General features: G+C 70.5%; 5 protein-coding genes. 2 read left to right on the top strand and 3 right to left on the bottom strand.

Going from position 1 to position 18,676, the window contains the following annotated elements:
* Window positions 1-9: 9 nt before the first annotated feature.
* Both AB0D08_RS27520 and AB0D08_RS27515 read right to left on the bottom strand, forming a co-directional pair.
* Window positions 10-3,084 carry an amino acid adenylation domain-containing protein gene (locus tag AB0D08_RS27520; RefSeq protein ID WP_359892517.1) on the bottom strand — a complete coding sequence of 1,025 codons (3,075 nt, stop codon included), beginning with the start codon at window positions 3,082-3,084 and terminating at the stop codon, window positions 10-12.
* Window positions 3,085-3,627: 543 nt separating this feature from the next.
* Window positions 3,628-5,037 carry a hypothetical protein gene (locus AB0D08_RS27515; protein ID WP_359892514.1) on the bottom strand — a complete coding sequence of 470 codons (1,410 nt, stop codon included), beginning with the start codon at window positions 5,035-5,037 and terminating at the stop codon, window positions 3,628-3,630.
* A gap of 828 nt (window positions 5,038-5,865) precedes the next feature.
* On the opposite strand from AB0D08_RS27515, the gene AB0D08_RS27510 reads away from it, so the two are divergent.
* Complete coding sequence (locus AB0D08_RS27510; protein ID WP_359892512.1) at window positions 5,866-6,471, top strand: hypothetical protein; 606 nt, start codon at window positions 5,866-5,868, stop codon at window positions 6,469-6,471.
* 712 nt (window positions 6,472-7,183) lie between these two features.
* Here the strand turns inward: AB0D08_RS27510 and AB0D08_RS27505 are convergent.
* Window positions 7,184-11,056, bottom strand: a complete 3,873-nt coding sequence (locus AB0D08_RS27505; RefSeq protein WP_359892509.1) for a LamG-like jellyroll fold domain-containing protein — start codon at window positions 11,054-11,056, stop codon at window positions 7,184-7,186.
* Between the two features lie 469 nt (window positions 11,057-11,525).
* Between AB0D08_RS27505 and AB0D08_RS27500 the strand changes: the two genes are divergently transcribed.
* Window positions 11,526-18,665 (top strand): polymorphic toxin-type HINT domain-containing protein, encoded by a 7,140-nt coding sequence (locus tag AB0D08_RS27500; RefSeq protein WP_359892506.1) that lies wholly within the window; start codon window positions 11,526-11,528, stop codon window positions 18,663-18,665.
* The last annotated feature ends 11 nt before the right edge of the window (window positions 18,666-18,676 follow it).

Genomic DNA, 18,676 nt, shown 5'->3' with positions numbered 1-18,676 from the left:
GGGCGCGGGTCAGCGCAGCCGGGCGACGGCCTCGGCGATGCCGGCCACGGTCGGGGTGTCGAAGAAGACGTCGAAGTCGACCTCGACGCCGAAGGTCTCCCGGATCCGCGAGGAGATCCGGATGATGGTCAGCGAGTGGCCGCCGAGGTCGAACAGGTCGTCCTGGGGTCCGACCTCCGGCAGGCCGAGCACCTCGCACCAGATGGCGCACAGCGCGTCGGTGACCCGGTCGCCGGTGGCGCGGGCTCCGGCGGACGCGGGCGCCACCGCCTCGGCGGGGGGCGCGGGCAGCGCCCGGCGGTCGAGCTTGCCGTTGGGGGTCAGCGGCAGCCGGTCCAGGGTGGTGAAGTGCCGGGGCACCATGGCGGCGGGCAGCATCCGCAGCAGGTGTTCGCGCAGGGCGGCGGGGTCGGCGGCGCCCACCAGGTGGGCGGCGAGCCGCGGTTCGCCGTCCGGGCCGTGGTGGACGGTGACGGCGGCCTCGGCCACCTGCGGGTGCTCCAGCAGCGCGGACTCGATCTCGCCGGGTTCGATCCGGTGGCCGCGGATCTTCACCTGCTGGTCGATCCGGCCGAGGTAGTCCAGTGCGCCTTCGCCGTCCCAGGCGGCGAGGTCGCCGGTGCGGTAGAGCCGGGAGCCGGGCGGGCCGAACGGGTCGGGCACGAAACGGTCGGCGGTGAGTGCGGGCCGGCCCAGGTAGCCGAGGGCGAGTCCGTCGCCGCCGAGCAGCAGTTCGCCGGGCAGTCCGACCGGGACCGGCCGCAGCCGTCCGTCCACGACGTAGGCGCGGGTGTTGGCGATCGGGCGGCCGATGCCGATCCGCTGCGGTTCGGCGGGGATCTCGGCGCAGGTCGACCAGATGGTGGTCTCGGTCGGCCCGTAGACGTTGAACAGCCGGGCCACCGCGGCCCGCAGCTCGCGGGCCAGCGGCAGCGGCAGTGCCTCGCCGCCGGCCAGCGCCGTCAGGCCGGTGCGGCCGGGGCCGGCGGCCAGCAGCACCCGCCAGCCGGAGGGGGTGGCCTGGGCGTGGGTGACGCCCTCGGCGGCGATCAGCCGCAGCAGTCCGGGCCCGTCGACGGCCAGACCGTCGGGGGCGAGCACCAGGCGGCCGCCGGTGGCGAGCGGCAGGAACAGTTCCAGCGCGGCGATGTCGAAGGAGAGCGAGGTCAGGCCGAGCCAGACGTGGCCGGGCCCGGAGCCGAGCCGCTCCGCGAAGGAGCCGAGCAGGTTGGCGAGCGCCCGGTGACCGACCGCGACTCCCTTGGGGCGCCCGGTGGAGCCGGAGGTGTAGAGCACGTACGCGGTGTCGCCGGGGCCGGGGCGGCCGGTGGGCGGCGCCGCCAGCGGGGTGGCGGGGCCGGTGTCCGGTACGAGCAGCACCGGTGCCACGTCGAGGAGTTCGGCCGGCGGACGGCGGTCGCTGAGCAGCAGGTCCGCGCCGGAGTCGGCGAGCAGGAACGCCAGCCGGGCGGCCGGGTGCGCCGGGTCGAGCGGCAGGTAGGCGGCGCCGGTGCGCAGCACGGCGAGCAGCGCGACCGGCAGCCGGGCGGTGCGCTCCAGGTGGACGGCGACCAGGCTGCCCGGGCCGATCCCGCGGGCCCGCAGGGTCCTGGCGAGGGCGGTGGAGCGGGCGGCGAGGGTGCGGTGGTCGAGCGTCTCGTCGGCGGCGGTGACGGCGACCGCGTCGGGGGTGAGGGCGGCCCGACGGTCGATCAGGTCGAGCACGGTGAGGCCGGGAGTGGCGGGGGTGTCTGTGGCGGTCGCGTTCCAGCCTTCGGTGACGGCGTGCAGTTCGGCGTCGCCGAGCAGCGGGAGTTCGGCCAGCGGCCGGTCCGGGTCGGCGACGGCGGCGTCGAGCAGGGTGGCGTAGTGTCCGGCGATCCGTCGGGCGGCGTCCGGCGGCACCACGGCCGGGTCGTACTGGAGCGAGATCTGTGCCCGGTCGGGCCCGTCCACCACCTGGAGGTTGAGGGTGGTGCGGGCGCTGTGGTTGGAAACCGCCCAGTCGACGGCGGCCCCGGCGTCCTCGAACAGCGGGTCGGCGCCGCGCCGCCGGTAGCTCAGGGTGACGGGGGTGAGGCCGACCCGCGGGGTCAGGCCGCGGACGGCCAGGCCGAACGGCACCCCGCGGAAGGGGTAGATCTCCCGCAACCGGGCCCGCACGGCCCGGGCGAAGCCGGCCAGCCCGGTCGTGTCCTGGTCCACGGCCGGGACGGGCAGCGGGAGTTCGTTGACGTACAGGCCGACGGCGTCGTGCCGGCCGGGGCTGCGGGTGGACAGCGGGACGGCGATCGCGGCGTCCTCGTTGCCGTAGCGCAGCAGCAGGGCGTGCGCGGCGGCCAGCAGCAGCTCGAAGACGCTGACCCCGGCCATCCGGGCGGCGGTGTGCAGGGCGCGGTGCTCGACCGGGCCGAGCAGCCGGTCGACGCTCTCGGCGGGGCCACCGGGGGTGGCGGCCGGGCGGCCGGCGCCGGGGAGCGCGACCTCGGCGCGGTCGGTCCACCGCCCGGCGTACCACTGCGCGGCCTGCGCGACCAGGTCGGCGGGCGGCGGCGCCTGCGGGGCGGGCTGCTCGACGGTCAGGGCGGGTGTACGGCCGAGGCGGCGGGCGTTGTAGGCGGCGGCCAGGTCCGCGAGCAGCAGGTCCTTGGACATCCCGTCGAAGACGGCGTGGTGGGCGACGGTCAGCAGATGGGCCCGGCCGTCGGGGCGGCGGTACAGGGTGGCGCGCACCGACGGGCCGGTCTCCAGCCGGAACGGGCGGGCGGTCTCCTCCTCGAGCCGCTTGGCGAACTCGGCGACGCTGTCGGCCCGCGCGTCGGCCACCAGCAGCGAGGAGCGCGGCCCGGTCGGCACCAGGTGCAGCACGCCGTCCCGTTCGGCCAGTGCGCAGCACAGCACGGGGTGGCGGTCGAGGACGTCCTCCCAGGCGAGTGCGAGGGCGGCCGGGTCGATCCGTTCGAAGGCGGCGCCGAGCGGCATGTGGTAGTTCCGGCCGGCCAGGCCGAGGCGCTCGGTCAGCCAGACCCCGTGCTGGGCCGCGCCGGCCGGGACGGACGGGCGGGCCGCGTTCTGTTCAGGCATCGCTGCTCACTTCGAGTGGTGGGTGCTGCGGGGAGCGTGAGCGGTGGGACCGTCCCGGCGGTCGGGGTCGCGATGCGGGGTACGGCGGCGGGTGCCCGGGCGTGGGCCGCACGCCGTCCGGGGCTGTCCTGGGCCGCCGTGTCCGCCGATCCGATCCGCCGACGGATGGTGGCCACAGCCGAATGGTGGTGCTCCGGCGATTCACGCCAGCTTAGATTGGTCCAGACCTGCGGAGAGAGTGGCATAGACCATCAGGGGCGTCAAGACTGCTCCAAGCTGCCCTGACTGACCGTAACTCAGCATGTCCAGAGCAACATTGACGCTTCGAACGGACCTCCCCCACGGGCCCTCGCGACCACACCCGGACCACCCCGGACCGCGGCGCGGCCCACCTTTCGTCCTTCGTGCACCACCGTTCGGCGGGCGGGCACCGCGGCCGGGACGCACCACGGCCCCGGCCGCCCGGTGGGCGGTCGGGGCCGGTGCCGCGAGGTGACGGTCAGTCCGCGGTCAGGGCTGTCCCTGCGTTCCGGTGATCAACTGTCAGGCGGCAACCCCGTTGGGGCGGACTCGCGTTGCACCGCCCCGGTCGTCCACCCGCCTGCTCCGCCGCACGGCGGCCCCCGCCAGCACCGCGAGCAGCGCCGCGCCGTAGGCGGGCTGCTGGAGGTCGCCGCCGCCCAGGTAGAGCGCGGCGCCCGCGGCCGGAACGGCCAGCCACTCCCAGCGCCCGTCGAGTGCCACCAGCGCCACCACCAGCAGTGCGTACCAGGGGTAGTTGGGCGCGGCCAGCAGCAGCGCGGTGCCGGTCACCAGCAGCGCGCCGCCCCACGGCCGGTGCGGATCACCCCGGCGCAGCACGTACAGCGCGACGGCGAGCAGCACCAGCGCCGCCGCGTACGGGGCGAACGCCGTCGGCAGGACCAGCCGCAGCAGCCCGAAGCGGTCCACCTCGGTGCGGTCGTAGCCCTCCTCGCGCAGGTAGCCGGGGAGGTAGCCGAGCACGCCGCCGCCGGAGAGCAGCAGGTACGGCAGGTAGCTCGCGGCCACCGTGAGCAGGGCCGTCGCGGGCAGCAGCAGGTCGCGCGGGCGCGGTCGGCGGGCCAGTGTCCCGGACAGCGCGCCGGGCAGGGCGACCGCCGGGACCAGCTTGACGGCGACGGCGGCGCCGAACAGTGCCCCGCCCGCCGCCCGCCGCCCCCTGGCCGCCGCCAGCAGGGCGGCCACCAGCAGCAGCGCACCGAGGGTGTCCACGTGGGCGTCGTTGACGGCCCACAGCGCGACCCCGGGGAACCAGCCCCACAGCGCGGCGCGCACCGGCCGGCGCCGGGCCAGCAGCAGGCCGGTGGTGGCGACGGCGAGCAGCGCCCCGCCGAGCTGGGCGGTCCGGATGCCGCCGCCCGCGCCCTCCAGGGCGAGGAACCAGGCCTCGGCCACCGGCGGATAGATGGTGTGGACGGCCGGGCGGTTGAGGTGGGTGCACTCGCCGGCGGCGGTGCGCCGCTCGTCCCAGCCGGTGCAGGGGCCGTGCGGCGGGAAGAGGTCCGGGGAGCCCGTGCGCAGGCCCGCGAGCGCCGGGTCGTCGGGCGCGTAGCGGTACGGGGAGAGGCCGGCCGCCTGCACCCGGCCGTCCCAGCGGTAGCGGTAGGCGTCGTCGCTGGTCCGGGGCGGGGCGAGCAGCCCGGTGGCCGCGACGGCGACGGCCCCGGCCAGCACCAGTCCCGCCGCCGGCCGGGCCGGCACCCGGCGCAGCAGCAGCACGGCGAGCGCGAACAGCGCCGCGTCCAGCGGGTACCAGGCGTACAGCGGGCCGGGGCGGCCGAGGGTGCCGCCGGTGGTGACGGTGGCGGCCAGCGCGGCGACCAGGGCGAGCAGCGCGAGCACGGCGCCGCAGGCCGCGAGGGGCGGGCGGGGGTGGGAGCGGGGGCGGGGGTGGGGGGTGGTTCCGGGCACCCGGCCACCCTGCCAGCGCGGACCCCGCCGCGGGGCACCGCCGCGGCGGCCGTCCGACTTCCGTAAGAAGGTCGGGGGGCGGCGAAAAGATGCACGCGATCCTGGTAACCCAGGGGCCGGACCGCTCTCGGGTCGCACCCTCGCCCAGGCGGGGGCCCGGCAGTGAGGCCACTCAACGGCTGCGGGCGACCTCACCGCTCTGGGAGGGCTTCGCTGCTCGAATAGGTCTCCCCTGGTGCTTCCACACGTACGTGGCGGGCGTATCGAAGCCGGCCGCTTCCAGGGCCGCCGCGAACATCCACGCTGGCTCCGCCCCTCCAGCAGCAGCCCACCCATGAAGCGGACGGCTCCGAGGAGACCGGGTCCGGCTCCAGCGTGCGCCCGCCGCCCGGCCGGTCCACGATCCGGTACCCATACTGCGAATGCCCGCCCGCCCCGGCGTGTCGCCCTGCCCCGGCCAGCAGACAGCGACCGAAACACTCCCCGTGCCCCGACACAAGCAGCCACCCCGATGCGCCAGTGACCGCCTCGCCAGGGCTTCCTTCACTCGGTCCACAGCTCCGGCGGCAAGTGCCCACCGCCGCCTTGCGCCCTGTCAGGCCGCCTGGCCATACCGGTCTTGTCCCCGCAAGACCCCCGCGAAGAGACTCCGAAGCGTGGCCACGCCCCCTGGTGGCCTCCCCTGCAATTTCTGGGTGTAGTTCCGGGCTGCACCCTCTGCGGAGTCGCCCTAAAGCCCACGCATACGCCGAATGGCCCTCACCTCTGCACACTCTGCCTATAGCACGCTTAACGTGAGGAATCATCACTTGACAGCCGAAGGTTCATATGTCGCTAGCAGACCGCAACAGACTTGCAGAAGGCATTCTGCCGCTCAGGCAGTTGCTTCTCAACATTGTCAATGACCCGAACCTGTTTCCTGCGAACGGCCAACACCTGAGGAGTCAGTTCCGGACTGCGCTGGACCAGCTAGACGCGGTCGGAGCCTTCCCAGAGGTGATCGAGGCCCTTCGCCTCAACGATGCAAGTAGCCCCCGCGCGCTTGTGCTCGATGCTGCGCTTGAGCAGGTTGGCCTGACCGGGCAACAACTGGAACTGAAGCTTGAGGTAGTCAACTGGACTCGAACACGAGCTTTCCGTGCCTGGGATATTGCCCTTCAACGTAGTCCAGGAGTCGAGTCTGAGGACGACACTGGGTTCGACGAATCGCAGCTGGGCCCAGACCCGGAGGACGACCCCGACTACGACGCTGGCGATCACCCTGATGGCAGCGATCCCGCTAGGCACTACCGGTGGCGACGTGCCCGAAAACTCCTGGCCAAGTTACTCAAGGCGATTGACGATATTTTCGGAAGCTTTATCAGTGCCATCCCCAATGTTGGAGAACTCATCATTGAGATCAAAGGGGCGCTGGAATCACTCCTCGACCGATAGCTCGTGGTCAATCCATACCGCACGATGACCGAGCAGCCGATCCGGGGCCGCCCGTACGCTGATGGCCTGGCCCCGCCGGATCAGCGCGGCTGGACCGTCTCGGTGTCTGGCGCCGGCTACCTGCGCAGCGCCGCCGGGTCGATGTCGAGAGGGAACGCTTCGGTGAGCTGGTTGGTCTCGCCGACCTGAACGAGGCGGTCGACGTAGAGGCTGCGTTCGATGTCGCCGAGGTAGAGGGCGCGGGGCAGGGCCGAGTTCGAGGCGCCAATAGTGCTCGATGCCGGTTACGGCGGCGATGACCAGGTCGGCGATAAGCAGGCCGTCGGGCACGATGACGTTGACGGCCTCCAGCGTCTCGAACGGGGCTCCGGCGTTGCCGATGACCAGGCTCACGAGCATAGCCAGGTCGACGCTGGCGCGCTGATGCGGGACGCCGGGGTTCGGGATCATCACCAGTGCTTCCCCGACGAGCTCGATCCGGTAGTGGGCGGCTTCTGTTGGTCCTCACCGACACCAGCACCGGTACCGGCTGCTCGGCGTCGCCCAGCGGCGGGTGCAGGTAATGGCACGGCGGCTGGCGGGGTGCAGGCCAGCGGGCGAGGGAGCCGCGGCCGGCCGAAGGCCACTACGGGGCGTGTCTGGCGCCTCGCCGGGAGGCCGCCGACGAGGGTTCTCGTTGGCGGCCTCCCGGCGTGTGCGTGTGGAGTGTGTGTCAGCTGGTGTAGAGGGTGTTCACCTGTTGTGCGGTGAGGGCGTAGGGGTAGGTGCGGACGTCGCTGACGGCTCCGCTGGCGGCGCTGTCGGGGACGTAGTTGGCGGTGTCGGCGATGCCGATGGTGGTGGGGCCGGTGGCGTTCCAGGGGGTGGTGTTGGTGCCGGTGCCGGAGTACTGGCCGTTGACGTAGAGGGTCATGGTGTGGGTGGTGGCGTCGAAGGTGCCGACCAGGTGCGTCCAGACGTCGGTCCGGGCGGGTCCGGCGGCGGATGCGTGGTTGTAGACGCCGGTGTTGGCGTGGTCGTCGCCGGGGGACACGAAGGCCCAGGTTCCGTACGCGAGGGAGTACTGGAGGTAGTAGGCGCCGCGTTCGTTGCCGTTCTGGGTGACGTAGGTCTGGTAGCCGGTGAGGTTGTCGGGCTTGACCCAGGCGGCGACGGTGTAGCTGCCGGCGGTGTTCACGGAGGGGGCAGCGGTCTTGAAGGAGGTGCCGTTCAGCGTGGTGGCGGCGTCGGTGGTGTTCTTGTGGTGGTCGGTGGTCCAGGAGACGGTGCCGGTGGCGGTGGCGCCGTTGGTCCCGAGCGTGTCCGTTGCCTTGGTGCCGTCGAAGGTGGTCTTGTCCAGGGGCCAGCGGTCCGCGGCCGCGCCGGTGTTCAGCACGGTGGTGGGGCCGTTGTCGAAGGTGTAGCCGGGGGCGTCGGTGGTGCCGGTGCGGTGGCCGTTCCAGATCTGGATGTCACCACCGGAGGTGATGCCCCACAGGGTGGGGTTGCCGCTGCCGGTGAGGTCGCCGTCGGAGCCGACGCGGTCCCAGGAAGCGGCGGCGATGCCGGTCTTGATCGTGGCGGTGGTGGCGATGGCGGTGATGGCCGGGTAGGTCACGGTCGTGGTGTCACCGAAGTCGGGGTCGACGATGTCGGTCGATGCGGTGCCGGTGGTGAAGGTCACGGCCTTGACGGTGCCGGTGCCGCGGTCGCGCGCCCACAGGCCGGGGTGGCCCTGGCCGGCCCAGTCCCCGACCGGGATGAGGTCGTTGTCCTTCCACCCGGTGGCGGCGAGCCTGATCGGGGACCCGAAGGTGTTGTCGTTCATGGCCGGGTAGTACCAGAGGGCGCCGTCGCCCGCGGGGGTCTTCTCGACGGTGAGCAGGCCGGTGCGGTTAGGCGACTGCTTGGTGGTGCTGACCGGGTCGCCCAGGGCGGCGATGCTCGTGGTGGCGGACCAGTCGGCGGCGTAACCGGTGCAGTCGGGGTTGGCGGTGGAGACCGCGCAGGCCGGCTTGGTGAGGGTCGTGAAGACGTCCAGGGCGCCGGCGACGGCCAGGCTGCCGGGGTTCTTGTAGGCCTGCAGGCCGGGCGCGTTCGTCTTGTGGACGATGACGTCGTCGACGTTGCCGCCGTCGCGCAGGCCGCCGCGGTGGGTGATCTGGTAGCGGGCGTCCCACGGGTCGGTGAGGCTGGGCGTCGCATCCGGGGAGTGGCGAGGGTCGGCGGCGATGGTCGTGATCGGGGCGGCGGCGTTGGGGTTGCCGGGTACGGTGTAGGCGCGGAGGTTGCCGGACCCGTCGTAGGTCAGGATGTCGGGCACGCTGTCGCCGGTGACGTCACCGAAGCGTGGGGCGGGCCCGTTGGGGTCCCAGGGCGCGTAGAAGGCGTACTGGGCGACGGGGGACCGGTTTCCGGCCATGTCGGCGGCCTGGACGTAGAGGATGTTGGTGCCCCAGTGACCCGCGGTCACGGGGATCTGGCCGGTGGGCAGGGCGCCGCCGCACTGCCAGGCGGCTCCGGTGAGCTGGGGGTCCCAGGACCAGCGCAGGCAGGCGAGCCCGGAGGTGTTCAGACCGCTCGGGTTGGGGTCGGTGGCGGTGAAGGGGATGTTCCCGGGCTTGCCCGCGAAGATCTTCGGGGTCTGGCCGTTCCCGGACTTCGGGAACTGGGTGTTCAGGTCGCTCACCGTGTCCGGGAAGGTGACGGTGGGCGGGGTGAGGTCTGCCTTGAAGTGGCAGGTGGGGGTGGAGGCGGACCAGGAGACGATCTGGTCGGTGGCCATGATGCCGAAGCCGTAGGAGTGGCCGTCCTTGATGACACCTGCCGGGACGGAGAAGGGGGCGTTGCCGCCGCTGGCGACCAGGGGTGAGTATCCGCCGGCGACGTCGGGGGCGCCGGGCAACTGGTAGTCCCACAGGTGGGACCAGGACCAGAGCTGGGCCTGGGCGGGGCTGGAGACGGTGGCGTTGAGGGTGGTGGCGCCGTTCTGGTCGGTGCCCGCGCCGAGCCAGGCCCAGGTGTTGGAGTCGTCGACGCCGCAGGCCTGGTTGGGGCCGTTGGCCACGGTCACCGGCTCCGGCAGCACCCGAGGGTTCGTGGGGGTGTTGGGGACGCGGTCGTACTCGATCCACAGCGAGGGCTGGCGGGTCAGGCGCTTGAAGGCGTTGACGTTGCTCTCGTCGCCGTACACACCGAAGGTCAGGGTGTCGGTGTTAGTGCCGTACTGCTGGATGGCTCCGGTGATGTTGTAGTTGAAGCCGACGTTGTCGTGGCAGGAGCCGTGGCCGGAGCCGGGGACCTGGCTCTGGCCGAGGCTTCCGCCGATCGGGCTGGGCTGGTTGTTCCAGGTGGTGCCCGAGTTGATGGCGCCGGTCAGGTAGAGGTCGACCGGGTAGGTCTTGGTGCAGGACCAGTCGGCGGAGACGTACTCCTGCAGATCCATGTAGGCCCGGTTGACGACCGCACCGCGCAGGCCACTGAGGTCGAACTGGTAGAACGTGCGGTACGTGGAGACGGGTGAGCAGCTTCCACCCGCCGCGTAGTAGCCGCACTTGCCGACACCGGGGAAGTTGCTGTCGTCACTGCCGCTGCGGTTCCAGTTGGACAGCGTCGGGTACGCGGACTGCACCCAGGTCCAGGAGCTCGCGGACGGCGCCCACGGGATCCACGCCGGGTCGATGTAGTACGGGGCCGTACCGTGCGCCAGCAGGTCCTGATCCGGCTTCAGATCCACCCCCTTGGCGTCCGCGGTCACCGGCATCGCCACGACCCTCGCGCCCTCACCCGGGCCGGCCGGCGTGCTGACCGGCCCGGCCTTCTCACCGGCCGCACCATCGGCCGCAGGCACCGAAGGCGTGGCCTCGCCGGACATCAGCGCGGCCGACACGGCCCGGCCCTGCAACGTCCCGCCCGAAGATGCCTGCTGCTGCACCTGGGTAGTGGTGGAGCTGTCCCACATCTGCGGGGTGGGCGCGAACCAGCGCACCGAACCGTCCGCAGTCTTCGCCGTCAGATTGCCAGTGGCATCCGTGCTCACGGCGACGCCGTCCACAGTGGTGGCGAAGTGCAGGCTGCGGATCGCCGGGTTGTCGGCGGCCGCCTGGGTCCTGAGGACCAGCACGGTGGTCATACCGCCGGCCTTCGTCGCCGTAACCTTCAGATCCGTGTCGGCTGCCACCGACGGGTACGTGAGACTGTCACCCTCCACCTGCGGGGCAGGCAGCGCGAACGGCGCCGTCAGCGCGAGCTTCTTGCCGTCCGCGCTCGTCAGGGTCGCCAGCGGGCCGTTGCCGCCCTTGGACAGCACCACACCGGTCGCCGACGCCTTCGGGGAGTACGACCCGTCAGGGTTCGCCGCCAGCGCCGCATCCAGCGCCACCCACGCACCGGCCCGCTTGACCCGCTGCTGATCCGGATGCTGGGTGAGCCTCAGGTGCCCCTCCGGGGTCGCCGACGTCTCACTGAACTCCGTCGTCAACGACGCGATGGCGGCGGGTTTCCCCGTCGCCTTCGCCTCGGCGAGCGCCTTGTCCGCCTCACCGTTCGATGGCCGCTGGGCCGCGTGCACGCCGTCGATCTCTGCAATTCGGCTCGCAGGAACCATTTCTGATGGTACATCAGCAGCTGCAACGACAGTGTTTGTAAGTGTCATTGAAATTGCCACTGCGGTGCCGGTGGCCAGCATCCGAGGCAGGGATCGCCGTCGACGGATCAATCTGTTCAAAATGGGTCTTCCTCGAGGCGTCGAAACCATCTCGGCGCACGTAGGCGCAGGTCAAGTTCATCTTTCTGCCTTTGCGATCCGCCAGGCAAGCGAACCGTAGACGTCATGTCCCGGTTCCTCCCGTAGCAGGACATATGTGATTCAGAGTGATATGCGTCACGCCCCGTCCATCCCCTTCCGGAATTGACCGGTGACATCGGGTGGCGGGTAGGTTCGCACCCGCGCCAGGATCTTCAACTCCGGATTGGCGCACCGGATGACATCGGGAGAATGTGTGAGACTCCGAAGGAGTGCTGACCATCAGCCAGGACGCCCGGGGGCGTCCTGGCTGAGGCGAAGGATGGCGGCGATGAGCGCCGCAGCTCTCGCCGGTTCACTGCTGGTGCCGACGGCCGCAGCGGCCGCGGGGCCGGACTACTCGCGGATCTGGAGCCCGCCGAACACGGCGCTGGGCAAGACCGCTTCCGTCAACGGGCAGAAGGCACCGGCTGTTCCGGTGGGAAAGCCCACGCACGAGGTGCCGCCGGCCTGGACCCCGCCCAAGGACACCAAGTCCGCGGCCGTCCCGCGCGGCCGCGCCGGCGTGGTCCTCGGCTCGGCATCAGCAGGTACCCCTGCGAAGGCCCTGGGGCTGCAGGCTCCGGCCGCCGGGGCTCCCGCCTCGGGTGCCGCGGAGGGAGCAGGGACGCTCCCGGTGTCCCTCGCCCCGCTTCCCGGCGCGGGTGACACACCGGGACAGACCGTGCAGGTCGAGGTCGCGGACGAGAAGAAGACGGCGGCCGCAGGCGTCCCCGGACTCGCGGTCGCCCTCTCCCGCGAAGGTGCCTCGTCGGCCCGCCCGGTGCGGGTGGCGATCGACACCTCCACGCTCGACGATCACCAGGGGGCCGACTGGGCGGCGCGCGCGCAGCTCGTCACGCTGCCGGCTTGCTCGCTGACCACCCCTGAGGTGAAGGGCTGTCTGGAGCGCACGCCCGTCGCGTCACACTACGACCCGGCCTCCAAGCGGCTCATCGCCGACGTGACGCTGCCCGGCTCGGACAGCGCGCCGCGCACCAGTATCCAGTCCTTGTCGGCGGAAGCACCCGCCGCAGCGGGCGCGGGCGGCGGGGCGATGGTCCTGGCCGCTGTCTCCGGGTCCTCCGGCGGCGCCGGCACCTACGCCGCGACGCCGCTCAACCCGTCCCAGGCCTGGACCGCCGGGGGCGCGTCGGGCGCGTTCGATTACTCGTACCCGATCCAGGCGCCGCCTTCCCTCGGCGGCGAAGCGCCCACGGTCTCCCTGTCGTACGACTCGGCATCGGTGGACGGCAAGACGTCCTCCACGAATGCCCAGGCTTCGTGGATCGGTGACGGTTGGGACTACAGCGCCGGCTTCGTCGAGCGCTCCTACAAGCCGTGTTCCAAAGCGGGCATCACCGGCTCCGGCGATCTGTGCTGGGGCGGCGCGAACGCCACTCTCTCCCTCGGCAGCCACTCCGGAGAACTCGTCCCCGACGACGCGTCGTGCCAGACGAACGCCCCCGGCACCACCGAGCAGTCCAACTGCACCTGGCGGCTCAAGGGCGATGACGGCACGAAGGTCCAGTTCCTGACCGGCGCCACCAACGGCACGTGGAACGGCTCCTACATCAAGGCCACCGACACCGACGGCACCGTCTACTACTTCGGCCTGAACCACCTTCCGAAGACCGACGGTACCCCGAGCACGGTCGGCCCCGACAGCGGCTCCGCCTGGACCGTCCCCGTCTACTCCCCCAACACCGGCGACCCCTGCTACGACGCCGCCAAGGGCAAGGCCTCCTGGTGCCAGGCAGCGTGGCGGTGGAACCTCGACTACGTCGTCGACCCGCACGGCAACCTCACCACCTACACCTACACCCCCGAGGCCAACTGGTACGCCATGGGCGGCGGCCAGAACCACGGCACCGGCGAGCAGCACTCCTACACCCGCGGCGGCGTCCTCAAGACCATCGCCTACGGCCAGCTCCTGTCCGACCAGATCACCGCGAACGGCACCTGGAACAGCGCGGCCCTGATCGACTTCACCTCCGGCGAGCGCTGCGTCACCTCACCCGCCGCCTGCGACCCCGCCCAGCGCACCGCCGCACACGCCGACGACTGGCCCGACGTCCCCCTCGACCAGAACTGCGCCCAGAGCGGCACCTGCACCAACTACGGGCCCACGTTCTGGACCACCAAGTGGCTGACCGCCGTCACCACCCGGGTCCGCGCCAACGGCGCCTGGCAGGACGTCGACCTGTACGAACTCGGCCACCGGTTCGTCAACGTGCAGAACACCACCGAGAACACCCAGGTCCCCTGGCTCGGCTCGATCACGCACACCGGCAAGGACACCCAGGCCTCGGCCACCCCGGTCGCCCTGCCGCCGGTCACGTTCACCGAGATGCTCCTGCCGAACCGCGTCGACGGCACCAACCTCGTGCCCTCCCGCCCCGCCTACAGCCGGCCCCGCATTCAGCTGATCACCACCGAGGCCGGCGCCACCATCGGTGTCGACTACAAGAGCGCCGACTGCTCCCGCGACCGCGCCGACATGCCCGCCTCGGCAGACAGCGACACCCGCTCCTGCTACAACGTCAAGTGGCACCCCAGCAACGAGCAGCCGAACGCCGACCCGATCGACGACTGGTTCCAGCGCTACCCAGCCGCCACCGTCACCGTCAACCCGAACACCCCGGGCTCCGTCCCGATGACCACCGCCTACACGTACGGCAAGGCGGCCTGGCACCGCAACGACTCCCCGTTCACCGAGAACAGGGACCGCACCTGGGACCAGTTCCGCGGTTACGCCACCGTCACCACGGTGTCCGGAAGCGGCCAGGACGGCCCCAAGGCTCAGAGCGCGTCGACATTCCATCAGGGCATGGACGGCGATACCACCTCTTCCGGCACCCGCAGCGTCCAGATCTCCGGACCGATGAGCGGACAGGTCACAGACGCCGACTGGCTCTCCGGCCAGATTCTGGAGACCGACACCTACACCCAGGCCGGCGGCACCATCGCTGCCTACACGGTCGCAACCAGCACCAGCACCACCCTCACGGCCACCCACAGCCAGCCGGGCCTGCCAGCTCTCGTCGCCCGCTACGCCCCCAGCACAGCGATATCGCTCTCAAAGGCTCTCACGGCCGACGGCACCTGGCGCTCGATGTCGAAGACCACGACCCGCGACCCCGTCCACGCCAACCGTGTGCTGTCCACCCTTGAGACCGCCGACGGCCTCCCCGACACCTGCGTCCGCCAAGGCTATGCCTCCGGACGCGACCCGCAGGTCTCGACTCTGGTGGCGGAGACCGTCAACGTCAGCGGACCGGGTGCCTGCACCGTAACGCCAACTGCCGCCAACCTCATCTCCTGGTCCCGCCAGTACTACGACGGACAGCCACTCTGGCTGGCGGCCGACAAGGCCGAACCCACCTCAACGGAGATCGTCGACCACTTCGCAGGCGCCACGGCAGCCTTTGTCCCTAAGGGCAGCCAGAGCTTTGACGTATACGGACGCGTCCTCACCTCGACCGACGCTACGTCCACCGACTCGGCGCACTCAGCTGGCGCCACCACTACCGTCGCGTACCAGCCCGCGAAGCCCGGCGAGCTTCCCGGCACTCTGACAGTCACCACCCCGGCACCTGCGGCAGCTGCCGACGTGGCCACCGGCCGGGTCACAACGGCCGTATTCAACAGTGCCCGGAGTCTTCCCAAGACCGTCACCGACTACAACGGGCGTACCACCAGCGAGTCCTATGACGCGCTCGGTCGCCTGACCGGTGTCTGGGTACCGGGACGCGACACCGGCAAGTCCGCCAATAAGGCGTTCACGTACGCCGTCCCTGGCGTCGTCAACAACGCCGCCATCCCGCCGACCACCACCACCACGTCCCTCGTCAGCACGCCCGACGCGGGCGGGAACTACGCCACCCTGCAGGCGGTCCAGATCATGGACGGCCTCGGCCGGACCATCCAGACCCAGTCCGCACCCGCGACCTCGGCCTACCAGCCCGGCCGGATCATCACTGATACCGCCTACGACTCCCAGGGCCGCGTCACCAGGAGCAACGCTCCCTGGTTCAACAACGCCGCCGGCCCAGCCACCACTCTCTTCCAGACCACCACCAACCAGGTCCCCGCCCAGACACACACTGTCTACGACGGCCTCGGCCGCCCGGTGACCGGTGAGTTCGTCGCCTACGGCGTCGTACAGACCACCACTGCCACGGCCTACCCCGGCGTGGACCGCACCGACGTTACCCCACCCTCGGGCGCAATGCCTGGCAGCTCCGTCACCGACGCCCGCGGCCGCACCACCCAGCTGTGGCAGTACAAGACCGCCACGGCCACGGGCAGGTCCGCCGACGCCGATGTCACCAGCTACGCCTACACCCCGTCAGGGCAGACTGCCTCTCGGACCGACGCAGCCGGCAACACCTGGACCTACGGCTACGACCTGCGCGGCCGCCAGACCACCGCCACCGACCCCGACACCGGAACCAGCACCACCAGCTACGACACCGCCGGACGGCCGGTCACCACGACCGACGCCCGCGGGCAGAGCATGACCCGCACCTACGACCTCCTCGGCCGCACCACCGGCACCTACACCGGGACCGCGGCTGACCCGGCCAAGCAGCTGACGGCAACCACCTACGACACCGTCGTCAAGGGCCAGCCCTCCACCTCCACCCGCTATGTCGGTGGAGCCGGCGGCACCGCCTACACCAGCACAGTTCTGGCCTACGACACCTCCTACCACGCCACCAAGACCACCACCACCATCCCGGGCACCGAGGTCGGCTCCAGCAATCCCTTCACCTACACCTACCAGGCCGTTTACGACCAGAACACCGGCCTGCTGACCAAGGACAACCGGTCCGCCATCGGCGACATCGCCGCCGAGACCGTCACCTACGCCTACGAGAAGTACGGAACCCTTCAGGGCTTCAGCGCCCTCGGCGGCTCGACCTACTCCCTGTCCAACGACTACGACGCTTTCGGCCGGCCGACGCGCTCCACCGTCAACCCGTGGGGCACCCAGATCGTCGTCACCAACAGCTACGACGACTCCACCGGACGCCAGCTCTCCCAGTACGTCGACAAGCAGACCGCTGCCACCGGCGCCGTCCAGCAGACCACCTACGCCTACGACCCCTCCGGGCGCCTCACCGCGATCCGCGACATCCCCGACAACACCCCCGCCAGCACCGACCTCCAGTGCTTCGGCTACGACTACCTCGGCCGCCTCACCGACACCTGGAGCGACACCGGCACCCTGACCCTCGCCGCCCAACCCACCGTCGGCAACCGCGGCACCTGCACCAACACCAGCCCCACCAGCGGCGCCCAGGCCCCGAAGAAGACCACCGTCGGTGGCCCTGCCCCCTACTGGCAGACCTACACCTACGACCTCACCGGCAACCGCACATCCCGCGTTCAGCACGACACCGGCGGCGACACCGCCAAGGACACCACCACCACCCAGACCTTCCCGACAGCCGGTAGCAAGAACACCCCCACCAACGCCCCCAACTCCGGCGGCGGCACCGGCGGACCCCACGCCCTGACCGGCTCCACCACCACCGGCCCCGCCGGAAGCCTCGGCGCCACCGCCCAGTACGACGCGATGGGCAACACCACCGCCGTCACCGACACCTCCGGCACCGCCACCCTCACCTGGGACGGCGAGGACAAACTCGCCTCCTACACCAAGACCGGTAGCCCCGGCACCACGACCTACCTCTACGACGCCGACGGCAACCAGCTCATCCGCCGTAACCCCGGCAAGACCACCATCAACCTCGGCGGCGACGAACTCACCTACGACACCAGCACCAAGGCCCTCACCGGCACCCGCAGCTACCAGATCCCCGCCGGCCTCACGCTCGTCCGCCAAGGCGGCAAATCCACCTACCAGGTCAACGACCACCACGGCACCGGCAACCTCTCCCTCGACGCCACCACCCTCACCGAAACCCGCCGCCCCACCGACCCCTTCGGCAACCCCCGCGGCACCCAACCCGCCCCCGGAACCTGGGCCGGCGACAAGGGCTTCGTCGGCGGCACCAAGGACGACACCACCGGCCTCACCAACCTCGGCGCCCGCCAGTACCAACCCACCACCGGACGCTTCCTCAACCCCGACCCACTACTCGTCGAAACCGACCCCCAGCAGTGGAACGGCTACGCCTACAGCAACAACAACCCCGTCAACCTCAGCGACCCCAGTGGTCTGCGCCCTGACGGCACATGCGGCGGAATCGGGCAATGCCAGACCCCCGAAGGCCAGCTGGTCACCGAAACCTGGACGCTGACCGATCACGGCGACTGGTCCGTACAGATCTCGAAGAGCAAGAAATCAGTCCTTCCTGGCGGAGTTCAAATCTCGACCACGAGCGACTTCAAGAAGCTCCAGGAAAAGACGAACAATAATCTTAAGATCTACCAGAAGCAGCACTATTCCTTCGGCGAGGACTCCACCGAGGACTACCACCAATATGTCGCTGCGGCCGTAAACGCCTGCTTTGAAATATCCGAATGCAAGAAGTCAAGTACCTATGACGAGCTCTGGGCGAAGCTGCGGGACTGGCAGCTCGAGAACATCCCAATGATCGGTGCAGGCGATGTAGCCTTTGCATCATCCGTTGTAGGACGGGGCCTGGCCAGGGCAGGCAAGCTGGAACCGCGCTCAGAGCTCAAGTCTTCCTCGCCCTGCGACAGCTTCCCGGCGGGAACCGAAGTACTGGAAGCCGATGGTTCGACGAAACCGATCGAGCAAGTCAAGGTCGGCGACAGTGTCACTGCCACCGACCCAAGTACGGGCGTATCCGAGCCTCGTACAGTCGATGCAACCATCGCGACGCCCGACGACACAGACTTCACGGTGATCGCGGTCGATGGTGCGAGCACCCGGCTGACGGCGACTGACCATCATCCGCTCTGGTCGCCCAGTTCCAACCGCTGGCTCAACGCAAACGAGCTCCAGCCCGGCACAACACTCCTCAGCACCGACGGCCGGGAAGTCCGCATCGCGGCTGTGAGTCACCTCACAAAAACGCAGACAGCTTACAACCTCACGGTACGAGATGTCCACACGTACTATGTGCTGGCAGGGACCACGCCGATCTTGGTCCACAATTCCGGGATTTGTGGGAAGACGGCCCTTGAGAACGGGGATTGGCAGCATATTCTGGACCGCCACAGGCCCGGTGGAGCAATGACCGACGATGCGTCGGGAATCTTCACGGGGAAGGAAAAGGTGGTTCGCCAAAGGATCGCCGACACCATCAATCGAGGAACGCCCAAGCCTAATACGCCGGATCCTGTCACCGGCGCGGCGCGTCCCGGCCAGATTTACGAATGGGACTTCGGTACGACTGTCGGCAAGGCTGGCCCAGCGAATGGAGGAGGGGACTTGACCAGCATTCGCGTGATTGTGAATGACGGAAAAGTCGTGACCGCCTTCCCGTACTAGGCGAGTCGAGT

This window comes from Kitasatospora sp. NPDC048540, assembly GCF_040651175.1.
GTDB lineage: Bacteria > Actinomycetota > Actinomycetes > Streptomycetales > Streptomycetaceae > Kitasatospora.
Note: the sequence above shows the minus strand (reverse complement) of the source record. Positions and strands in the feature narration are given on the sequence as shown.